At 45.0% G+C, this 19,585-nt stretch carries 24 protein-coding genes and 1 tRNA gene; 16 read left to right on the top strand and 9 right to left on the bottom strand.

The window, feature by feature from the left end:
* Positions 1-37: 37 nt before the first annotated feature.
* The gene (katG, locus tag QUE60_RS09085; RefSeq protein ID WP_286226805.1) at positions 38-2,188 is read right to left on the bottom strand and encodes a catalase/peroxidase HPI; all 2,151 of its coding nucleotides are present in this window, start codon (positions 2,186-2,188) and stop codon (positions 38-40) included.
* Between the two features lie 289 nt (positions 2,189-2,477).
* On the opposite strand from katG, the gene QUE60_RS09080 reads away from it, so the two are divergent.
* From QUE60_RS09080 to QUE60_RS09070, 3 genes are all read left to right on the top strand, one after another.
* Positions 2,478-3,359, top strand: coding sequence for a hydrogen peroxide-inducible genes activator (locus QUE60_RS09080; protein ID WP_286226804.1), 882 nt, complete (start codon positions 2,478-2,480; stop codon positions 3,357-3,359).
* Positions 3,360-3,547: 188 nt separating this feature from the next.
* Complete coding sequence (locus tag QUE60_RS09075; RefSeq protein WP_286226803.1) at positions 3,548-4,438, top strand: ZIP family metal transporter; 891 nt, start codon at positions 3,548-3,550, stop codon at positions 4,436-4,438.
* 103 nt (positions 4,439-4,541) lie between these two features.
* Positions 4,542-5,756: a tyrosine-type recombinase/integrase gene (locus QUE60_RS09070; protein WP_286226802.1), complete on the top strand. Its 1,215-nt coding sequence runs from the start codon at positions 4,542-4,544 to the stop codon at positions 5,754-5,756.
* A gap of 7 nt (positions 5,757-5,763) precedes the next feature.
* On the opposite strand, the gene QUE60_RS09065 is transcribed toward QUE60_RS09070, so the two are convergent.
* Positions 5,764-5,937, bottom strand: coding sequence for a hypothetical protein (locus QUE60_RS09065; protein ID WP_286226801.1), 174 nt, complete (start codon positions 5,935-5,937; stop codon positions 5,764-5,766).
* A 215-nt stretch (positions 5,938-6,152) separates the two neighbouring features.
* A complete protein-coding gene (locus tag QUE60_RS09060; RefSeq protein ID WP_286226800.1) occupies positions 6,153-7,088 on the bottom strand; it encodes a hypothetical protein in 936 nt (311 codons plus the stop codon).
* A 151-nt stretch (positions 7,089-7,239) separates the two neighbouring features.
* Between QUE60_RS09060 and QUE60_RS09055 the strand changes: the two genes are divergently transcribed.
* Positions 7,240-8,172: a hypothetical protein gene (locus tag QUE60_RS09055; RefSeq protein WP_286226799.1), complete on the top strand. Its 933-nt coding sequence runs from the start codon at positions 7,240-7,242 to the stop codon at positions 8,170-8,172.
* On the opposite strand, the gene QUE60_RS09050 is transcribed toward QUE60_RS09055, so the two are convergent.
* Together QUE60_RS09050 and QUE60_RS09045 are read right to left on the bottom strand one after the other, a co-directional pair.
* Complete coding sequence (locus QUE60_RS09050; RefSeq protein WP_286226798.1) at positions 8,164-8,730, bottom strand: tyrosine-type recombinase/integrase; 567 nt, start codon at positions 8,728-8,730, stop codon at positions 8,164-8,166. The two genes, QUE60_RS09055 and QUE60_RS09050, sit on opposite strands and share 9 nt — an antisense overlap.
* A 332-nt stretch (positions 8,731-9,062) precedes the next feature.
* The gene (locus QUE60_RS09045) at positions 9,063-9,512 is read right to left on the bottom strand and encodes a hypothetical protein (protein WP_286226797.1); all 450 of its coding nucleotides are present in this window, start codon (positions 9,510-9,512) and stop codon (positions 9,063-9,065) included.
* Between the two features lie 387 nt (positions 9,513-9,899).
* Here QUE60_RS09045 and QUE60_RS09040 point away from each other — a divergent pair, with 387 nt between their 5' ends.
* From QUE60_RS09040 to QUE60_RS09005, 8 genes are all read left to right on the top strand, one after another.
* A complete protein-coding gene (locus QUE60_RS09040) occupies positions 9,900-10,340 on the top strand; it encodes a DUF6641 family protein (protein ID WP_286226796.1) in 441 nt (146 codons plus the stop codon).
* 276 nt (positions 10,341-10,616) lie between these two features.
* The gene (locus QUE60_RS09035; RefSeq protein ID WP_286226795.1) at positions 10,617-10,760 is read left to right on the top strand and encodes a hypothetical protein; all 144 of its coding nucleotides are present in this window, start codon (positions 10,617-10,619) and stop codon (positions 10,758-10,760) included.
* 2 nt (positions 10,761-10,762) lie between these two features.
* Positions 10,763-10,939, top strand: coding sequence for a hypothetical protein (locus QUE60_RS09030; protein ID WP_286226794.1), 177 nt, complete (start codon positions 10,763-10,765; stop codon positions 10,937-10,939).
* Positions 10,940-11,101: 162 nt separating this feature from the next.
* Positions 11,102-11,177: transfer RNA gene (locus QUE60_RS09025), tRNA-Phe, on the top strand.
* Between the two features lie 112 nt (positions 11,178-11,289).
* Positions 11,290-11,778, top strand: a complete 489-nt coding sequence (locus tag QUE60_RS09020) for a hypothetical protein (RefSeq protein WP_286223701.1) — start codon at positions 11,290-11,292, stop codon at positions 11,776-11,778.
* Between the two features lie 113 nt (positions 11,779-11,891).
* Positions 11,892-12,290, top strand: coding sequence for an MAPEG family protein (locus tag QUE60_RS09015; RefSeq protein WP_286226793.1), 399 nt, complete (start codon positions 11,892-11,894; stop codon positions 12,288-12,290).
* A 204-nt stretch (positions 12,291-12,494) separates the two neighbouring features.
* Complete coding sequence (locus tag QUE60_RS09010; RefSeq protein ID WP_286226792.1) at positions 12,495-13,259, top strand: methyltransferase domain-containing protein; 765 nt, start codon at positions 12,495-12,497, stop codon at positions 13,257-13,259.
* Between the two features lie 30 nt (positions 13,260-13,289).
* Positions 13,290-14,315 carry an NAD(P)H-dependent flavin oxidoreductase gene (locus QUE60_RS09005; protein WP_286226791.1) on the top strand — a complete coding sequence of 342 codons (1,026 nt, stop codon included), beginning with the start codon at positions 13,290-13,292 and terminating at the stop codon, positions 14,313-14,315.
* 13 nt (positions 14,316-14,328) lie between these two features.
* On the opposite strand, the gene QUE60_RS09000 is transcribed toward QUE60_RS09005, so the two are convergent.
* Complete coding sequence (locus QUE60_RS09000; RefSeq protein WP_286223697.1) at positions 14,329-14,649, bottom strand: DMT family transporter; 321 nt, start codon at positions 14,647-14,649, stop codon at positions 14,329-14,331.
* Between the two features lie 46 nt (positions 14,650-14,695).
* Between QUE60_RS09000 and QUE60_RS08995 the strand changes: the two genes are divergently transcribed.
* On the top strand, positions 14,696-15,688 hold the full coding sequence (locus tag QUE60_RS08995) for an NAD-dependent epimerase/dehydratase family protein (RefSeq protein WP_286226790.1): 993 nt from the start codon (positions 14,696-14,698) through the stop codon (positions 15,686-15,688).
* A 155-nt stretch (positions 15,689-15,843) separates the two neighbouring features.
* Positions 15,844-16,026 (top strand): hypothetical protein, encoded by a 183-nt coding sequence (locus tag QUE60_RS08990; protein ID WP_286223695.1) that lies wholly within the window; start codon positions 15,844-15,846, stop codon positions 16,024-16,026.
* A gap of 69 nt (positions 16,027-16,095) precedes the next feature.
* Here QUE60_RS08990 and QUE60_RS08985 read toward each other — a convergent pair whose 3' ends face one another.
* Entirely contained in the window at positions 16,096-16,923 is an 828-nt protein-coding gene (locus QUE60_RS08985; RefSeq protein ID WP_286223694.1) for a hypothetical protein, read from the bottom strand.
* 74 nt (positions 16,924-16,997) lie between these two features.
* Here QUE60_RS08985 and can point away from each other — a divergent pair, with 74 nt between their 5' ends.
* Positions 16,998-17,654, top strand: a complete 657-nt coding sequence (gene can, locus QUE60_RS08980) for a carbonate dehydratase (RefSeq protein ID WP_286226789.1) — start codon at positions 16,998-17,000, stop codon at positions 17,652-17,654.
* Positions 17,655-17,662: 8 nt separating this feature from the next.
* The gene (locus QUE60_RS08975; protein ID WP_286226788.1) at positions 17,663-17,956 is read left to right on the top strand and encodes a DUF1330 domain-containing protein; all 294 of its coding nucleotides are present in this window, start codon (positions 17,663-17,665) and stop codon (positions 17,954-17,956) included.
* On the opposite strand, the gene QUE60_RS08970 is transcribed toward QUE60_RS08975, so the two are convergent.
* Positions 17,953-18,681, bottom strand: coding sequence for a pseudouridine synthase (locus tag QUE60_RS08970; RefSeq protein ID WP_286226787.1), 729 nt, complete (start codon positions 18,679-18,681; stop codon positions 17,953-17,955). The two genes, QUE60_RS08975 and QUE60_RS08970, sit on opposite strands and share 4 nt — an antisense overlap.
* Positions 18,681-19,577: an aspartyl/asparaginyl beta-hydroxylase domain-containing protein gene (locus tag QUE60_RS08965; RefSeq protein WP_286227517.1), complete on the bottom strand. Its 897-nt coding sequence runs from the start codon at positions 19,575-19,577 to the stop codon at positions 18,681-18,683. Before QUE60_RS08965 ends, QUE60_RS08970 begins: the two co-directional genes overlap by 1 nt.
* Positions 19,578-19,585: the final 8 nt, after the last annotated feature.

Genomic DNA, 19,585 nt, shown 5'->3' with positions numbered 1-19,585 from the left:
GGGGCTTTACCCCCGTCATCAAAAGTATAGCTAGTGATTAATCAAACCGATCTGCATTCATCACTTTCACCCATGCTGCGATGAAGTCATTGACAAACTTCGTCTGATTATCATCTTGGGCATAGACCTCTGCGTAGGCTCGCAATACCGAGTTTGATCCAAATACAAGGTCAACGCGTGTTGCGGTCCAACGCTTTTTGCCTGTGGCACGTTCAACAATGTCATAGCTATTTTTGCCTGTCGGTTGCCATGCATAGTTCATATCCGTTAGGTTTACAAAGAAGTCATTGGTTAAGGCTCCCACTCGATCGGTAAACACACCATGTTTACTACCGCCATGATTGGTACCCAATACACGCATGCCACCAATTAGGACTGTCATTTCATTGGCAGTTAAACCCATCAGCTGGGTGCGGTCCAATAGGAGCTCTTCGGGTGTTACAACGTAGTCCTCTTTGAGCCAGTTCCGATAGCCATCAGCTACTGGTTCAAGAACCTCAAAGGATTCAATATCGGTCATAGCCTGTGTAGCATCCCCGCGACCCGGCTTGAAAGGTACTTCCACATCATGTCCGGCTGCTTTGGCAGCTTGTTCAATAGCAATATTGGCGCCCAGCACAATAATGTCGGCAACGCTCACACCGGTCTCTTTGGCGATCTGTTCATATGCGGCTAGAACTTTAGCCAAGCGTTGGGGTTCATTACCGATCCAGTCCTTTTGCGGTGCTAAACGAATGCGTGCACCATTGGCGCCACCACGTTTATCTGATCCTCTGTAGGTACGAGCACTATCCCATGCAGTGGTAATCATTTCAGTATTGGATAAGCCCGCAGACTTAATTTTGGCTTTGATCAAACTCACGTTGTAGTCTTTACGACCCACTGGAATTGGATCTTGCCAAATGAGCTCCTCTTTCGGAACGTCTGGACCAAAATAACGCGCCTTGGGACCCATATCTCGATGGGTTAGCTTAAACCAAGCGCGAGCGAAGGTTTCCGAGAAGTAGGCTGGATCTTTATAAAACCGCTCAGAAATCTTCCGATACTCGGGGTCTTCCTTCATGGCCATATCGGCATCGGTCATGATGGGATTGCGACGAATCGATGGATCTTCGACATCCACCGGCTTATCTTCTTCTTTAATGTTGATGGGTTCATATTGCCATGCACCGGCAGGGCTTTTCTTGAGCGCCCATTCGTAGTTCAAGAGCAAATGGAAGTAACCGTTATCCCATTTTGTGGGATGTGTGGTCCATGCGCCTTCAATACCGCTTGTGACGGTATCGCGACCAATGCCACGGGTTTTGTGATTCATCCAACCAAATCCTTGTTCTTCAATCGGAGCACCTTCAGGAGCGGGTCCTAAATTAGCAGGATTGCCATTTCCATGTGCTTTACCAACAGTGTGTCCACCAGCCGTCAACGCTACTGTTTCTTCATCGTTCATGGCCATCCGACCAAAGGTGACACGAATATCGTGCGCTGTTTTTAATGGATCGGGGTTACCGTCGACGCCTTCTGGATTGACATATATCAGACCCATCATCACGGCAGCTAATGGGTTTGCTAAATCACGCACGCCCGAATAGCGGCTACCTTCGCCACCGCTTTTTTGTAACCATTCTTTTTCAGAGCCCCAGTAAATATCCTTTTGTGGATGCCAAATGTCTTCCCGACCAAATGAAAAGCCAAAGGTTTTAAGACCCATGGACTCGTAGGCCATATTGCCAGCCAAAATCATGAGGTCGGCCCAGCTAACGGCGTTACCGTATTTCTTTTTGATGGGCCACAAGAGGCGCCGTGCTTTATCAAGGTTGGTGTTATCTGGCCAAGAATTCAAAGGTGCAAAGCGAAGATTGCCAGTGCCGGAGCCACCGCGACCGTCTGCAATTCGATACGTGCCCGCTGCATGCCATGCCATACGGATCATCAGGCCACCATAATGACCCCAATCGGCTGGCCACCATGGCTGACTATCGGTCATGAGCGCTTTCAAATCTTTTTTTAGAGCATTTACATCAAGCGTTTTTAATGCCTGACGGTAGCTAAAAGATGAGCCCATTGGGTTAGTCTTGCTATCGTGTTGATGCAGAATATCGAGGTTGAGGGACTTGGGCCACCAAACCATCGGACCACTTGCTTGTGTGTTACTGCCGTGCGCTACAGGACATACACCCTGAGTTTTCATTGCCTGCTCCTTTTATAAAATTGTGATGTCAATTAATGTTGAATAACAAATGCCCAAATCAATTTCCAGAATTAACGCCCGATATGGACTGAGCCAGCCATATAGGTCGCTAGGAAATAGATCAAGTCTTGCTTACTTAAACTGAACTGCGATTTAATTTTCAAAATCCAACTCATTTGATCCTCGGTGCGATTTGTTCATCAACAAGGGGATTTTGGGCGTCTTGCCAGTATCAGTCCAACTAATTAAAATGATGATTTCAATCTAATTTATCGATTACCAAATGACGATGACCCCAACCCTAAAACAGTTGCGCTACCTAGTTGCTTTGGGGCAGACGCTTAATTTCACGAAAGCCGCGGAGCTTTGCTTTGTTGGTCAATCAACCTTAAGTGCTGGACTCAAAGAGCTTGAAGACACGCTAGGTGTTCAGTTGGTCGAGCGCGATAAGCATTCTGTATCGCTGACTGCCATTGGACTGGGGGTGGCTCAAAGAGCTGAGGCACTCATCGGGCAGGCAGATGATTTGGTGGACTTTGTTGAGGCTTCGTCAGGCGCCATGCGGGGGATGGTGAAATTAGGCGTTATTCCAACCATCGCACCATTTGTTCTGCCGTGGTTATTGCCAAAGATGCGCTCTAGCTACCCTGACTTAAAGGTTATCCCCCGAGAGGACCTGACTGTTAATTTAATCGACAAACTTAGTCGACATGAATTAGATTTCGCTTTAATCGCACTACCGTATCCCACCAGTGGTTATTTGGTGAAAGAGGTCTTTGATGATGAATTCTGGCTCATTGGAAAAGCCGATGACCCAGTTTTAAAGAATAAGGATATCCAACTAACGAACAAAATGTCGGATCAAATCTTATTTTTGGAGGAAGGGCATTGTTTGCGGGAGCACACCTTAAAAGCCTGCAAGCGTAACGAATTACCGCCCGATGCATTAGAAGCTACGAGCTTGCTAACCTTAGTACAAATGGTTGAGTCAGGATTGGGCTTGGCACTATTGCCCGAAATGGCGATTAAAGCTGGTTTTTTAAAACAAACCAAACTTACAGCACGTCCGCTGATTAGCCCCGCCCCGAAACGAAAAATTGCTTTAGTTGCCCGTCAGACAACCGCTCGTATTGAGGAATTTAATGCCTTGGTCAAAATATTAAAAGCCTAGTTGTCTTACGAATTCAAGGTTTCAACTGAATTTATATCGAATTTTTCGATCACCTCTATCAAAACTATTCATTTGACTGATTAATCGGGTCAATCAAAAATGCAATCGTAGATTAAACCAAATGCTATTGGTTGGCGGAGGGCTTAGATCCTTCCTCAACGAGGTAGATCATCTGACGGAGAAAAGTGATGACCCAAGTTATTCTTCGCATGAAACACCGCATGAGTGCAATGCCAATCCGCTTGTTGTGGGGGTTGCCAATCAACCTCATTGGGCTTGCCTTAATCTTATACAGCATCGGTTTGGGGCTATGGACTGCATGGTTGCAATTACACCCAACTGAAACCCAAGCTTTACAGGCTTCATTATTTGCTGGGGGGGTAACAGGCCTAGGCGCTTTGGGTATCTTCGCACTGAAGCGCAGTACGATCACTCAAGGAATATTTGGATTTTTGGCGCTGTCTGCGGGAGCCATGTTTGCAGCTGCGCTTTTATCGTTGCTTATGCCAGCCATCCAAATGAGCAATATTCCTGTGGCGTTTGATATTCTGCTGGCCGTTGTTATCGGTTATGCAGCAATGGCCGCGCTTGATCGGATGTTGCCACACATGCATGCTGCCCCAAATACTTGTGTTGTATTGTCTGCGGATTCAATACGATTGATGGTGATTGCTATTGCCGTCCATAATCTGCCTGAAGGTTTTGCCGTTGGCGCTGGTTATGGGGGTGGTGATGCCTTAGGTTGGGGTATTGCATTATCAATTGGTATGCAGAATATTCCTGAAGGGCTTATCGTGGCGACGGCCCTTTGGTCGATTGGTGCAAGCCGTAGCATGGCGTTTGCGTTGGCTGTAGCTACAGGATTACTTGAGCCGTTGGGCGCAGCTATAGGCATATTCGCAGTAGGCGATAGTGCGCTGCTGCTTCCATGGGCTCTCGCAATTTCAGCGGGTGCAATGATGTTTGTTATCAAGGAAGAGTTGATTCCTGAAGCTCTTAAAGGTACTTCATGTCGATCCGTAATATTTTCTTTTACTCTTGGCTCCCTCGGTATGGCGGCTATTCTGACAATGCTTTGATTTTGGAATATTTAGAATGTCGGTTTTCCCGACAAAATAAATCGGTCGCCCAAACCCCGATCTGAAGCTAAGCTAGCAAGCGTCGCGTAAATGGACGCTGAATTTGCAAAACTTACAGTATTTCTTCGCTCACTCTGCCACCCAAGAGTTGCCCAAAGCCGTCGCATTGCTTGGCGGTGAACTAACCCTCTTCAAACGATCTCATAGCAGTAAATGGCAATGTCGCTTCAAGTTACCCAATGGGCAATGGCACTCAGCGTCAACTAATACAGATGATTTGGTATTAGCCCAGACCCAAGCTGTGGTTATATATGAAACCATCAAGATCAAAGTTAGTGCAGGATTGTCTCCAGTCACCAAAACCTTCAGGCAAGTGGCCGCAGATGAGATTGACCGTATGGCTCAGGCAATGAATAACCAAGTGGGTAAACGCACTTATCGAGACTACACCTTTGCTATTAACAAGTATTTGATTCCCTTCTTTGGAAAATATGAAGTGGGGCAAATTACAACCGAGTTGATCAGTGATTTTGAATCTTGGCGCGCCAGCGAGATGGGCAAGATCCCCATGGCCAGCACCAAGCGTAATCACGCCAGTGCCTATGCCCGAGTAATCAATCTAGCTAGAGACCATGGCCTTGTTGGCATTAATCAACCAGTGCCCATGTTAGATGCCAAAGGACGAGCCAGCCAAGCAAGACCCGCGTTTACCGAACAGGAAATCACTGAGTTATTGAGCTATACCCAGACCTGGCAACGGAGTTCATACACCATGCGAACCGCCCACATGCGAACCCTGTGCACCTACTACATTGAGTTTCTGGTCAACACGGGTGTTCGGCATGGAACAGAAGCATTACCACTTAGATGGCGACACTTGCAGTGGCACTGGATCGGTAACCGCCGGTATTTGCGGATTTGGGTGTCGGGTAAGACGGGTCCCAGATATCTGATTGCAAAAAATGCCGTGATCCGGGTGTTTGAACAGATCATTCGTTGGCACAAGCTGCCCTATTCAGGATTGGCGGCTGTGATTGAGGCCAAGTTAGACGCCTTGATATTTCGACTACCTACGGGTGAGCAAATAAGCAACATGGAAAATATCTTTCGTAACTTAATGGTTCGCAGCCACATGCGCACAGATGGCAGCGGACAGAACCGAACTCTATATAGTCTGCGCCACACCTATGCCACACTGGCCTTGGCCAAGGGTGTGGATATACACACATTGGCCAGGCAAATGGGCACTAGCGTGGGCATGATTGAGCGGCATTACTCGAAGTTGACCCCAATGATGAATGCGGAGAAGTTGGCTTAAATTTTGCCTAATCTTCAACTGAGGTCTCATAAATATCGTATTGCTCACTTTTGCTCCCAATATCAATCAGCTCCTGCCATGAGATTTGATTGTATTTCTCGTAAGCCTCGTTTTTTGAAGTAGCCTTTATTTCAACGCTACCCAAAACCTCAATTGTGTATTCAATGGTGTAGATAATCATTGATACCCCACTTTCTTTCGCGAAATATGCTCACTCTTGCATATGCTTAGAATTACTTGATGAGGCTTTTGTGGGCGCTCCAGATTGCTTAAATCAATTTTTCGACCTGATTTAAAGTCAACCCAGATTACATTGGATAGTTTATTTTTCATGATGTTCTCTCATATAAAGTTGTTTGATTAAAAAACTACCGTCTCTGCAGCGACGGCAGCTTCTTATACTGTTACAGTTGTCTTAGCATCTGCTTCTTTGACACGCTCAGCGGTCTTATAGGCAGCATTTGCTTCGGCACCAAGATCCCATAGGTCAGGACGCATTTCAATATCCTTGTAATGCTTCTTGGTTTGCTCGTACCGTTTGTTTTTGCGTTGGGACAAAACATTGCGGACATTCTCGTCAACTAAGAACTTGATGGGCAATCGAGCGCATAGCTCATTGATGGCCTTTTCCGCAGCACGCCAATCGGTATCATCAGGCACCTTGGTAAAAAGCAACTTGGCATACACATAGCCCGAGTTCTTTTTGTCATAGCGCATAACACCTCGAATATCAGAGATATCCTTGGTGCGTTCTAACATTTTTTGCAGACGCGAGCCGGTTAATTCAGACAGCCGGACTCGTCCCTTGATGATGTTCTCAAACTCCGTAGCCGGAATTTGAGTTATCAAATAAATGTTAGTCCAGCTGGCTGGTAACTGATTGGCATAGTCGATAAAACGCGGATAGACTTTGCCAATGGCTATGAATTTACGGATCGTGCTGCTGTAATCCTTAAATCCAATGGAACGACAAAAGTCGCGAAACTCCAAATCACCCAAGGTTTGGTTTGCCTCATACACCACCCGGCACATCTCCAGCGTCGATCGCGCTGTTTTCTCAGCACCTTGCTTAAAGGCCAGAACATACTCTTCTAGCTTTTTGGGCTTGATTTGCTGATCATGTGCCAATGAGTCCACGAAGGTGATCTCATTTTTATAAGTGATCGCTGGAGGTGGCGTTACTTGAATGCCTGGGTTTTGCTGAGACTTGGTTGGTGAAGCCTTAGAGCCCCCCGAATCCAGTGTTACCTTGGCTTTTTGTGGATCGATCTTGATGCTCGGATGCGTTTCCTCACCCTCGATCGTAAAGTGCTTCTCAAAGGTATTAGACATACCAATACTCCTTTTAAAAATCAATCAAGCGGTTGTGGCGAAATGCCTAAAGTGCTCAATTGACCAGAGGGATTATGGGAATTCTTGATGGATCTGTAAAATATACAAAATGAGTACGAACTTATTTTGTATAAGCTAAAACTATCAAGAAATGGCTAAATTAGGCTTTAATTTCGGGGATCGTTGGAAAAACCTCAATCAACTACCTACTGTTGAACATAACCTTTATTTCCAATACCTAATTGTTAGCCCAAGTTATTGGAAGGCACACCTAATTAGAAAGGGTGAACTGAGCTTAAATGACAAAACATTGCCCAAAGATATCAAGGCTGTTCTAAAAACATATGATCAATTTGGGGATATTTTCACCACACCATTTGAAGTGTGGTGGGAGCAGACAGGCTGCAATCTATTCTATTCCGATGCAGACCTGACCACACTAAGTCTTACTTTAGATATCACTAAACCTAAACAAGCATTGATGGAGCAAGTAGATTTAAAAATAAGTGAGGCGCAGAAACGGCAAAAGAAATCTAAAAGGGCCAAAGCATTTTTAGAGGTTAATAAAATTCAACCCTTTTCACTTTTCGAAAAGTTGCAATTGATTGAAGAAAAGGCAAGCGCCTATTTGGATGGAAACCCAGGGCTGGAAAATTGGCGGATTGCATTATCTGCAAATTTGCAAACCAAATGGAAGCGCGGAATTAAAGAAGATTCCAAACTAACAGCTAGCAACGAAAAAGCCAGGGCATATTTAGGAATGTTAGTGAGCAAAAATATTGCTGAAGCCTTGATTGTTGCTGAAAATGCAGCACGTGGAAAATTTCCATCCAAACAAAAACCTCTTTTTTATATGCATTTTGATTTTGATCATTTATCAACGCTACTACGTGAGCGCTTTATTGAGGAAGTGCAGTATATGTGGGATCGATCAACAGAGGATAAGACCATTCAACATCATGACTACACAAATGTCATGATGAAGCAATTACAAAAGAAAAGACGTGCTCGCAAACGTTTCGAACGGTTGGTTGAGCAAGAGATTGCAAGAAGACAAAAAGAGTCAAGCCTGCCATTAGATTAGCTCAACCGCATTTCTCTTCATCTCATCGTTCGCATCCAAATATTTCATGGTTACTGCAATGGATTTATGGCCTGCTAGGCTGGCCAATATACGAACCCCAATACCTTTATTGGCCAATGTGGTCAAAAACGACCTTCTTCCTGAGTGACTGCTGGCTCCTGAGATGCCAGCAGCGCGATAAGTCCAAAAGTACCACTGGCATAACCCATTGGCCGAAAAGCCTACACGATTAGCACTATGAAAAAATGGCAGTTGTGGCAAGCGTGCATAGCGTGTTGCTATATAGGATTGCAATTCTGTCTTTAGTTTTTCTGGAATAAAAACTGTTCTTGGATGGCGGCCTTTGGTTTGCGCGGCACTTAGGCGAATCTCGCTTTTGATGGTGCCATCGTCATTGAGGACATCGCCCATAGTGAGTGCGGCAATCTCACCCACCCGCATGCCTGACCAAAAGCTAGTGAGTATTAGTGCGCGGTCCCGCTGCGCATATTTTTTGGTCGAAACGTAGCGTAATACTTCATCCAGTTCTGCAGTAGTTAGGGTTTTTGCTTGAGCCATTTAATTGTTCCTTGTTTAAATAAAAAACACGCTTTAGTTTGTTTTCTTTTGCAAAAAAGGTCGACCGAAATTTGACTCAAAAAGACCTTCCAAGAATCAATGACTTAAAGAAAACTGCACTTTTATGTGGTGCTAGTTCAGCATAGATATTTAGTCAAAAACCCCGCCAATCATTAACTGATCGTGGGATTTAGACAACAGATTGCAAATAAACCCTCAAAATCCGCTTGTAAGCTATTTGCATGCCTTCTAGCTACTAGGTGCTGTGATGCCCAAAGATCATTGCGCATAGGCGGTTTTTGAGGGGGTTTCGTATAGCTAGCGTTAGCGCATTACATTAAATCAACGTTTGCAGCTATGAACACAGGTTTATTTGCGCCAGTTACTTTGCAGTGATGCACATTCAGAGTCCATTCATCTTGGGTTTGATGGATAGGATCGTCGATCTTGATAAACAGCTCGCGAGTATTGGGTGAATACACGCTGTAGCCTTCAGCCCGTTCTTTAGATTTGGTCAATGGGTCATAATGAACCAACCATGAGAACAGCATGTCCTTCTCTTGAGCAATGCCGGAGTTGATCAAATCATTGATGACCCGGATTTGTTCATCTGTCTTTGCTTGTGTTTCCCACTCGCGATAGGAAAAGTAGTCTACTAAGTATTTTTGATTGGGATCATGCAGTTCCACAGAGCCGTTATAAACAGCCCTGCGAAACAAACCTTTACCAAATGTGGTGTTGAACTTCTCGTTAATAAATCCTCGAATCGCTATTTCTCTCATATCGTTCTCCTTATTCAAATTGATTGAGTTCTCGTGCGGTTGCTTGAAGCTGGTTGTGCTGGTTACAAAAGGAGTCGAGATCAAAAGATCGTTGCAAGGAGTTGTGTTGCAGATCTCAAAAGAGATGTTGCACGTGCTGTCGCTAGTCAGAGTTACTCATTTGCCACTCCAGTAACTCCTTAGTAACTCACTTACGCAACTACTTTATTTCTTGCGACCAAACTTTGTAACCAAGCAACTCGCAAAAGTATTTAGTCCGCACAAAGAAAACCCCTACTTTTCGTGGAAAAAATGAGGGGTTTTGTGGATTAATCCAAAAAGAGGTCGACCAAATCGCGCGATCGAAAACAAACTACATGTGCCCATTAACCCAATAGGAGAAAGAAGATGAGCACATTAAGTAACTTAAAGTTGGTCGCAGTAAAAAAGCCACGTAACATACCTGCCATTGTGATTCGTAGAAACAAGCTGGCCACCAAGCTGTGGGAGCAGATTAATTTGGCACAAAGCCAGCTCGATGGCAAACCGTTCGTGGTCATGAAATACCGCTCAATCAAAGACAGTGAAACAGGGCTGCGCAAGCAAGTGGAAGTGCCCAAGCGCATCAAGCCCTGGTGGTTTCAGAGCGAGACTGGCAAAGTCTGTGTGGCCGTCAAATACGGCAGCTGGACCATTGAATTAGCCAAAGGCAAGCCCAGTGTGGAAGTGGCAAGTGGAGAGGAGTTGGTCAAAGCATTGACCGCCATCAAAGCTGCAGTGGAAGCAGGTGAGTTAGATGCTCAAATTGAAACTGCCAGTGCAAGTTTGCGTAGCGGATTTAGACGTTGATTGCGAGGGGCGCTGCAGGCGCCCCGGCAGTCGGGACAGCCCAGTCCCGACGACCCGGCGCAGCTCAAGCCATAGACACCAGCACTGAGCTCAGTGCAGGCTTTGGTGTCCGGGCGTTCGGGCTTTTTCAGCCCCACATGGGGCGAGTTTTGAAAATGCCCGATGAGGCGAAGCAACCCATCACAAAGGTGGGCCACATTGGCAGGAACCTTTGTGACTGATTTACATAAGCGTCTAGATTTGGGACGCTGGTAATTCGTATAACTAAATATTTGTATGAAGCAATTTCGTGCAACCGTTCGTGCCAGTGGATTGATAGTGACCACCATCGTGTTTGCTGAGAACGTGAACTTTGCAATCAAGATCCTACAAACCCAATTTGGTGTTCACAACGTGCTGGGTATACCTACCCAGTTATAGCCATGATCATTCGAGAAATCACAGCCGCAAAGCCACCCACACCCGAGCAACAGCGCATCAAAGCACTACAAGCTCAGGCTAAACGAGCACAGCAGGCAGTCAAAGCAGAGCGTGCTCGACAGAAAATTGCTGCAGGTCAGCGGAGTTTATCCATGGTTCGAACAAATGCCGCGTCATAGAGTAGAGGATTCAGATATCTCTGCCCGTTGTTCCATGTAGAACACCGTCAGCAGGATGGCGAACTCCCACCCCAACAGGATCCACAGCGCGCTCAAGAGTCAACACAGTTAACACATTTATCAAGCTCTACAGCAGTTTGCGTATAATGAGCACTCTTTCGTGGCCTGGTAGCTCAGTCGGTAGAGCAGAGGACTGAAAATCCTTGTGTCGGTGGTTCGATTCCGCCCCGGGCCACCAAAATGCATCAAAACCACCTTCGGGTGGTTTTTCTTTTTACACAGCAAACAAGAGCTTCATCATTATTTAATGGTGTAATAAGCGACAAGAATTACTTATTGGAGAGCTCGTAATGAGAGAAATTTCAATTGATGATTTATCTTCTTTTGGTTTGTTGATCGGATTTATCGTAGTCTTTTTCATATTAATCGTGTATCACGGACTATGTTTGTGGGGTGCTCAATCTATATATCACCGGCACGCTAAAACACTGATTGCCAAAAATCAATACTTCAGAATGGAAATTTTTTTCTTCATGGGCCTATCCGCCCTTGCCTTAATTCATTTAAGTGAAATTGGAATACTTTCTATATTGGGACTAAAGCATGGAGTAGCAACCAGTATTGATCACGCAATTTTTGTGATTGGTAGTATTTACACGACTATTGGGGCAGAGGGGGCCGTTTCAAATTTACCAAGCCGATATCGCATTCTTGCTGTGGTTCTCTCTATGAGCAGCCTTTTTTGTTTTGCTTGGAGCACGGCCGTAATGATGGATATGATGCGAACTTATCGCAATATAAGAGCGATTAACCAAAGCCCTGAATCTAGTTCTAATTAGTTCAGAGAAGTCATAGGATTTTTAATACCGACTTATCAAAATATTAACCATATGCCACTCTTCTAGATCTTTTGGGGTTACGTTAACGTCTTTAGCTTATCTAGGATCTCAACATGCTACTAGTAACCTCCATCATTGCTGCTACTCTGACCATTATTTTTATTAAGCTATCTTTCAATGTGATTAGTTTGCGCAGAAAGAATAAGGTTGGCTTGGGTAGTGGAGGCTACGAGGACTTGGAGAGGGCAATTCGTGCACAGGGCAATTTTGCCGAATATGTCCCTTTCGGAATTATTATGATTGCCTGTTTGGAGTTAAACGGAGCACCGTGGTGGTTAGTTCTTGCGCCAGGAATTTTTCTGATTATTGGACGTTTAATTCACGCTAAAGGTATCAATACTCCGCCTCCAGATTTCAGTTTGCGTGTGCTCGGCATGAAATTTACATTCAATACATTAATTGCCCTAGTGGTCTTGAATTTATGTTGGACCCTCTATCAATTGATGATTTAGGCGCTCTGTTTTAAATAAACACTATTGACTGGCTCAACCTAAAAACTAGAGGGTTATTGTCTCCGGGTAGATGGCTTCCCCATACAATGCTCAAAAATAACCTTTGGGACATTTATGCGCCTTTTAGCCATCATCATATCCACCATTTCACTGTTAACCGGTTGCGCGTTACATAACTATGGAGATGACCAATTTCAATTGAGAATGGCCGCCCACGGAAAAGACATTATGTGGGTACCCACGAGGGTTGATACAGCAACGCAGATGCTCGTACTAGCGCAAGTAAAGCCTGGTGATATAGTCTATGACCTTGGCTCGGGTGATGGCGTCATTCCAATACAAGCAGCCAAGCGCTATAGTGTTCGTGCCGTTGGAATTGAATACAACCCCGATTTGGTTGCGCTATCAAAGCGCAATGCGATTCGTGAGAATGTACAAAACTTGGTGACCTTTAAACAGGGCGATATTTTTGTAGAAGACTTTTCATCAGCAACAGTTCTAACTTTATTTTTGGGTGAAAGCCTAAATTTAAGACTGATGCCAACGATTTTGAAGATGAAACCTGGGACTCGAGTGGTTTCCAATACATTTCGGATGGAATCTTGGATTCCTGATCAAGAGGTGTCGGTCAGATCGAGCGAGACCACGATTGGCACATTAAATGAAACCATTTATTTATGGATCGTGCCCGCAAATATTGATGGCACATGGGAGTTTGCGGGTTTGCCTGGCTTAGATAAAACCGCAATTCGGTTTATCCAGAAAAAGCAGTTCTTTGATGGCAGCATTACCTCACAAGGTAAGCGCTCTATTGCATTTGAGGATGGCCGAATTCGGGGGGATGGGATTCGGTTTGATTTTGAGAGCAATGAAAAAAAATATTCGTTTAATGGACAAGTGAATGGATCTCAAATGCGGGGCACTCTCAATGGAGACCCCAAATTAGTCGTTGTTGGCAAGCGACTTTAGCTGGCTGTATTCATGGTGGATTGATAGAGTATGTTTTCATTCGCCAATCTTTCTATCCCTGTGATTCAGGCGCCAATGGCTGGGGGCATTACCACCCCAGCCTTGGTTTCGGAGGTTTCTAATGCGGGCGGTTTAGGAAGCTTCGGTTTTGCTTATAGTTCTCCCGAAACAATTGGCCACGACCTAAAGCTTGCACAGTCATTAACGCAAGGCCCGATTAATGCCAACTTTTTCATATTTCCAAGTGCCGAATTACCTGATTCAAAAACGATAGGGCAGGTAATTGAGCTTCTTCAAGAATTGACTCCTGATATTGATTTCGTTGTTCCAAAACCACCCTTTTTCCCCGATCTTGAAACGCAATTAGAGCCCGTTTGGCAGTTGCAGCCAGCGGTTCTTAGTTTTCATTTTGGTATCCCGCCTGAATGGCTTATGCAGCGGGCCATGGCGCTTAGTATCGCCATCGGAATTACAGCAACCAGTCTTGAGGAGGCGCTAAAGATTGAGCAAGCGGGTGCCAGCTTTATTGTTGCTCAAGGCATTGAGGCGGGCGGCCATCGCGGAACATTTGAGATCGATAGTCCTGATGAGCGTTTATCAACATTTGATCTTTTGCATCAATTGGTCAAGCGCTGCACTATCCCGGTGGTTGCAGCCGGCGGCATGATGAATGGCCGTGATATTCGAAAGGCCTTGGATCTTGGAGCAAGTGCTGTGCAAATGGGGTCCGCATTTTTGTGTTGCCCTGAATCGGGAGCCTCTTCTGAATATAAGGCCCTTCTCTTAGACGAGAATCCGCGACCAAGTATTTTTACAAAAGGCTTCTCGGGGCGCTGGGCTCGGGGGGTTGAGAATACGTTTACTCGCCACATGGATGCTAAGTCGACATTACCGTTCCCAATCCAAAATACACTCACTGGCCAATTACGCCAAGCAGCAGCCCGCTCACATAATGCAGAGCATCAGAGTCTATGGGCTGGCAGCGCTTTTTATAAAGCCCGAACTCTTACAGTTGGTGAGCTCATGAAAGCGTTGCAAATTGAGTTTGTGAGCTAGAAAGCATTAAGCATCAGCCCATTTTTAGCAGGATCACCCCAAGCAAAATTAGCGCAACACCAATCCAGCGAATCGGAATATTAGGATCACCAAAAACTAAAACTCCGAGAGTAAACGTACCCACAGCTCCAATCGATGTCCAAACTGCATAGGCGGTTCCAATCGGAATCTCCTTTAGTGAGTACCAAAGCAGCACCCCACTAAGGGCCATGCTGATTACAGCAATACCAATGCCCCAAATTTTCATATTGGGAAGATCGGCGAGTTTCAAACCTAAGGGCCAGCCTATTTCACAAGCGCCAGCGAGAAGTAGTGAGATCCAGTAAATACTCAAGAGTAATTAATCATCCATGTATGTGAATTACGCTAGCATAGCAAAGATGAAAATATTGATCACTGGCGCCATGGGATTTATTGGGCGGCATTTAGTAAGTCGCCTATTAGAGGAGGGTTACTCGATCAGTGCCACCGCCAGATCTGAGGCGGATGCGAAATCTTTAAATCGGCGTGGGGTCAATACGACCCAAATTGATTTTCTGTCGACGAATGATTTGCAATCCTTAGTTCGTGGTCACGATTGCGTGATTCATTGCGCGGCCCATGTTGGGCTATGGGGCCCCAAATCGCTCTATCAGAGGCTGAATATTCAGTTGACGCAACGACTGCTTGAGGCTGCGACTCAAGTGGGCGTTGGTAAATTTATTTACATGAGCTGTGCAAATGTGGCGCTCAATGACTCGGTGCCGATCGAAAATGCTACAGAAGACGTTCCCATTTGCCATCAAGATTCATTGCATTATGCTCACTCAAAAGCACAAGCTGAACAATTGGTGCTATCGAGCGCATCAGAGCGTTTTACCGCAATCGCATTGCGACCCGCCTTGGTTTGGGGTAATGGAGACATCATCGATCGCCAAATCGGACCCGCGGCAGATCGTGGACAGTTTGGTTGGTTTGGTCACGGTCGCTATCCCTATTCCACCTGTTATATCGGCAATTTATGCCAAGCAGTCTTGCAAGTTCTTATAGCAAATGTTCCTAGCGGAGCATTTTTTATTCGGGATGAGGAGCAAATGACCCTGCGCGAATTTCTGAGTGCACGACTTGAGGCCAGCGGCTATGCAGTACCAACCCTATCGATCCCACTATCGCTTGCTTGGCCTTTGGCACGATTTACAGAAAATGGATGGAATTATTTGCCACTCAAAGGAGACCCACCACTTGTACGTGAAGCAGTGCGTACTATGGGCTATCCATTTTCCGTCTCCATGAATAAGGCAAAAATTGCATTTGACTACCGCGCTCTATATTCGGTGGCTGAGGGGATGGCGGCAATTGAGAAGGGCGCCAATAAATCGCTGAATATTTCGTAATACGAAATGGTGTGCTGAAAAATGAAACAGGCCTTACAAAAAACCCATCCGTAAGTAATGCTAATAACATAAGCTTTTGATTTATATAGATTTATTTTGTAATTTCCTATGCTACATTGATTCCATCTAATTATTTTTTTACTTTTGGAGGATCTATGAATAGCAAGCTGGTTGATGAAGCGCCGTATCACCCTGGTTATGAGGATGCGTCTTTTGAGCAGGTTGAGAACCCATTAATGGCTGAATTAGCTCAATACCGCAAAATGAATGAGCGCTATATTGAAACTGCCAAGAAAATTGTTGAATTTTTAGGGGCTGGTAATAAAGCCGCGGCTTAAGCACTCTTTTTTCAAACAAAAACCACCTTCGGGTGGTTTTTTGTTATCCATTAAATAGAGAGAAATTGCTCAAAATCGCAAGGAAACCTTTCCATAGATGGACCAATCATAGGACTTAAAGGTTTGAACTACTTGCTTACTGGCCCCAACGGCAAATAAAAGATGTTTGCTGATGGAGTGTGTCACCATCGCATCAAGTGGTACAAACCAACCACCACCTGCGGTGTTATACAGAATCCCGTTTTCATCCCAAAAGCGGATTTGAGTTCTTGGAGTTAATTGCAGGCCTACGGTTGGAAAAAGTTGCAGCGATCGCAATAACGGTGGTTGCGATGGATTAACTGCAAATGAATTATTTTTGCTATCAAATCCATACATGTAGCGAACAAGCGGAGAAAAATCAGATAGTAGAGATTGACTAGGCGATTGCGGCACAAATGATGCGCTCACTTGTGGGCCAACCGCCCACTGGCCATTATTACCAAACGGAAAAATAATTCGACCGCCTAGGTTTAGATTCCATTTGGGGAAAAAATCAGGTGGCATACCCCAGATGGTGAGCATCGTATTACCTGCACTAAATTGACCACTACTTTGACCCGGGGCTGCTGGCCCCCAAGTGGAGTTGTAGGCAGTGTCAATCCGCATCATGCCCTTCCATTGATTAATCGATAGTGGTTGATAGAATCGAAGTCGATAAATATCGCTCAGATTGCCATCACCATATCCATTTTGATAAACCCATAACTCTAAAATCGAATCCTTGCTGTAATTAAACGAATCAGTTTTTAGTCTTAAGAGATTATCTGGTTCTCCCGCAGTATCTTCATCTTGAGCAAAGCTGCACTGAGTAAACAAAAAAGAAAATACACAGAATAAAGTTCTACAAATTCTCATAACTTCATTGACATATATATGAGGGAATAACAAGATCTTGTATATTAGACTTCATTGCCACCAAAGGTATAAAAATGGGTAATCACAATTCAAAGCCCGATCTTGAGCGATTGTTTGAGCAAAATCGCCAGTGGATCGAATCGGTGACAAAAGCAGATCCAGATTATTTTTCACGATTGGTTGATCAGCAAAATCCTGAGTATTTATGGATTGGATGCTCGGATTCGCGGGTTCCCGCCAATCAAATCGTCGGACTTAAGCCTGGTGAGGTATTTGTTCATCGCAACATCGCGAACATTGTCGTTCATACCGATTTCAATGCGCTGTCGGTCATTCAATTCGCAATTGATCGCCTAAAAGTTAAGCATATTATTGTGGTTGGCCATTACGGTTGTTCAGGAATTGCTGCTGCCATGAATAACACCCGCATTGGAATCGCCGATAACTGGATTCGACACATTAAAGATGTGCACGATAAGCATCATCATGAGCTTTGTGCCATTGAGGAGGAGAATGCTCGGTTAGATCGTCTTTGTGAGCTTAATGTATTAGAGCAAGTAATCAATATTGGACAAACTAATATTGTGCAAGATGCTTGGGCAAAAGGACAGACTATTTCAATTCATGGATGTATTTATCGATTGCATGACGGCTTACTTAAAGACCTTCATACTAGTATCTCTGGTCCCCAAGAGCTGCATGATCGATATCATGCACAGTTAATTAGTTAAGGACAGTCATGAGCGTTCATGTCATCGGAATATTTAAAACACAGAGCCCTAAAGACTTTGATGATTATCGAGCCCAGGTTAGTGCAACGGTCGAGCTGTATGGCGGCAAGATTTTACGCAGAGGAGTTTGCGAGAAACCGTTTTGGAACGAGTTAAACGCCGCAGCTTTTGATACGTTTGTTGAGCTTAGTTTTTCAAGTCTAGAGGATGCAAAGCGCTGGGCCGGCAGCCCTGAATACGCAGCATTGCTTCCAGTGCGTGAGCGAGCAATGCAATTGACACTTTTCCCCCTGGTGGTCTAAAAGCGCTCTTCTTTGCCTAAGATGCGCCACTGCCCGCTTGGCAGTGATCCGAGACTTATTTGGCCAATGCGGATTCGTTTTAGACCAACAACAGTGAGCCCAACGAGCTCACACATGCGACGAATTTGTCGTTTACGACCTTCCCGTAATACAAAACGAAGTTGATCTTCATTTTGCCAACTTACTTTGGCTGGTTTTAGTGCCTTACCATCAAGCGATAGCCCATGCTGCAAAGAGCGCAAACCCGTATCCGACAATTTGCCGCTGACACGAACCAGATACTCTTTTTCAATCGGGCTATCCTCGCCGATTAATAGCTTGGCAATCCGCCCATCTTGGGTAAGTACTAATAAACCTGAGGAATCAATATCAAGCCGTCCAGCAGGGGCGAGACTTTTAAAGATGGTGCGCTCGGTTCGTTGAGGTGCGTTCGCATATTGATTTTCAGGGACGATGAGGGACGCTGCTGGCTTATATTGCCCTTCATCATCTAAGTGCGAAATATAGCCTACTGGCTTATTAAGCAAAATCGTGAGGCGTTGCTCTTGTTGGCGTTTAGCGCCAGAGCGTAACTCAATCGTTTGATGCCGAAAGGCTCGCGTACCTAATTCTTGAACAACCTCTCCGTCAACGGTTACCAGTCCCTGTTCAATATAAGCATCTGCTTCCCGCCTTGAACACAAACCACGTTCGGATAGTAGTTTAGAAACCCGAATTTTTTCCATTACCAAAAAATCAACCAAATAAGGCCAATAATTAACACCCACTTAGCAATGTAATAGATCCCTCGGTGTGAGGCCTTCAGCTTTTTGGCCTGCATCCGCAGCCGATAAAAATAGGTAAAGAGAACATTCACAAAACCGAGTGACTCGCCCTCAACATTTTGTGAGGCTGCCGCACTCATCACTTGTAAACCAAACCAGCGATTAAAGCTTCGCATGATTTTGGTATGCAATGGCCTTTCAATATCGCAAAACAAGACAATCCGTTGATGTTCAGTATTGTTGGCCGCAAAGTGGATGTAGGTTTCGTCAAATACAACCGCTTCGCCATCTTTCCAATAATAGGGTTCACCATCGACATCAATAAAACACTTTGGGCTGTTTGGGGTTACAAGCCCTAAGTGGTAGCGCAATGATCCGGCATAGGGGTCCCGATGGCGAACCAATTTTGCTCCAGGCGGCAATGAAGCAAACATAGCCGCTTTGATGCTTGGGATCGATTTAAGGAGCGCTACTGTTTGGGGGCAGGACTCTTCGGCCGACGGGAGATCTTTGCCGTACCAATATAAATAAAAACGCTTCCAGCCAGTACGAAAAAACGAATTAAAGCCAATATCGTTATAGCCAGTTGCTTGACGAATTTGCCCGCTATCTTGAAGCGCCAAGGCTTCATCCCGGATGATTTGCCAGCGATCTTTTAGGGGCTGTAATTCTGGGAATTGATTAACGGGTAGGTAGGCGCTACGTCCTACTTTTGAAAACAAATAAATCAATGTGTTGATGGGCGCCAATAACACCACATAATCAGTGAGGGAGCGCAATAGACCAAAGCGTACCTTACCCCGAAAATAAATAAATAGTGCCGACCCCAAAAAGACCAGAAAAATACTATGCCGAATCTCCATGC

Source organism: Polynucleobacter sp. HIN11 (assembly GCF_030297675.1).
In the GTDB taxonomy this organism is placed as follows: domain Bacteria; phylum Pseudomonadota; class Gammaproteobacteria; order Burkholderiales; family Burkholderiaceae; genus Polynucleobacter.
The sequence above is the reverse complement of the archived record's forward strand: the minus strand, read 5'-3'. Positions and strand labels throughout refer to the sequence as shown.

What these genes read in the sequence shown, in the direction of transcription:
- katG (WP_286226805.1), bottom strand. Translation starts at nt 2,188, where the DNA reads ATGAAAACTCAGGGTGTATGTCCTGTAGCGCACGGCAGTAACACACAA.
- QUE60_RS09080 (WP_286226804.1), top strand. Translation starts at nt 2,478, where the DNA reads ATGACCCCAACCCTAAAACAGTTGCGCTACCTAGTTGCTTTGGGGCAG.
- QUE60_RS09075 (WP_286226803.1), top strand. Translation starts at nt 3,548, where the DNA reads ATGACCCAAGTTATTCTTCGCATGAAACACCGCATGAGTGCAATGCCA.
- QUE60_RS09065 (WP_286226801.1), bottom strand. Translation starts at nt 5,937, where the DNA reads ATGATTATCTACACCATTGAATACACAATTGAGGTTTTGGGTAGCGTT.
- QUE60_RS09060 (WP_286226800.1), bottom strand. Translation starts at nt 7,088, where the DNA reads ATGTCTAATACCTTTGAGAAGCACTTTACGATCGAGGGTGAGGAAACG.
- QUE60_RS09055 (WP_286226799.1), top strand. Translation starts at nt 7,240, where the DNA reads ATGGCTAAATTAGGCTTTAATTTCGGGGATCGTTGGAAAAACCTCAAT.
- QUE60_RS09050 (WP_286226798.1), bottom strand. Translation starts at nt 8,730, where the DNA reads ATGGCTCAAGCAAAAACCCTAACTACTGCAGAACTGGATGAAGTATTA.
- QUE60_RS09045 (WP_286226797.1), bottom strand. Translation starts at nt 9,512, where the DNA reads ATGAGAGAAATAGCGATTCGAGGATTTATTAACGAGAAGTTCAACACC.
- QUE60_RS09040 (WP_286226796.1), top strand. Translation starts at nt 9,900, where the DNA reads ATGAGCACATTAAGTAACTTAAAGTTGGTCGCAGTAAAAAAGCCACGT.
- QUE60_RS09035 (WP_286226795.1), top strand. Translation starts at nt 10,617, where the DNA reads ATGAAGCAATTTCGTGCAACCGTTCGTGCCAGTGGATTGATAGTGACC.
- QUE60_RS09030 (WP_286226794.1), top strand. Translation starts at nt 10,763, where the DNA reads ATGATCATTCGAGAAATCACAGCCGCAAAGCCACCCACACCCGAGCAA.
- QUE60_RS09020 (WP_286223701.1), top strand. Translation starts at nt 11,290, where the DNA reads ATGAGAGAAATTTCAATTGATGATTTATCTTCTTTTGGTTTGTTGATC.
- QUE60_RS09015 (WP_286226793.1), top strand. Translation starts at nt 11,892, where the DNA reads ATGCTACTAGTAACCTCCATCATTGCTGCTACTCTGACCATTATTTTT.
- QUE60_RS09010 (WP_286226792.1), top strand. Translation starts at nt 12,495, where the DNA reads ATGGCCGCCCACGGAAAAGACATTATGTGGGTACCCACGAGGGTTGAT.
- QUE60_RS09005 (WP_286226791.1), top strand. Translation starts at nt 13,290, where the DNA reads ATGTTTTCATTCGCCAATCTTTCTATCCCTGTGATTCAGGCGCCAATG.
- QUE60_RS08995 (WP_286226790.1), top strand. Translation starts at nt 14,696, where the DNA reads ATGAAAATATTGATCACTGGCGCCATGGGATTTATTGGGCGGCATTTA.
- QUE60_RS08990 (WP_286223695.1), top strand. Translation starts at nt 15,844, where the DNA reads ATGAATAGCAAGCTGGTTGATGAAGCGCCGTATCACCCTGGTTATGAG.
- QUE60_RS08985 (WP_286223694.1), bottom strand. Translation starts at nt 16,923, where the DNA reads ATGAGAATTTGTAGAACTTTATTCTGTGTATTTTCTTTTTTGTTTACT.
- can (WP_286226789.1), top strand. Translation starts at nt 16,998, where the DNA reads ATGGGTAATCACAATTCAAAGCCCGATCTTGAGCGATTGTTTGAGCAA.
- QUE60_RS08975 (WP_286226788.1), top strand. Translation starts at nt 17,663, where the DNA reads ATGAGCGTTCATGTCATCGGAATATTTAAAACACAGAGCCCTAAAGAC.
- QUE60_RS08970 (WP_286226787.1), bottom strand. Translation starts at nt 18,681, where the DNA reads ATGGAAAAAATTCGGGTTTCTAAACTACTATCCGAACGTGGTTTGTGT.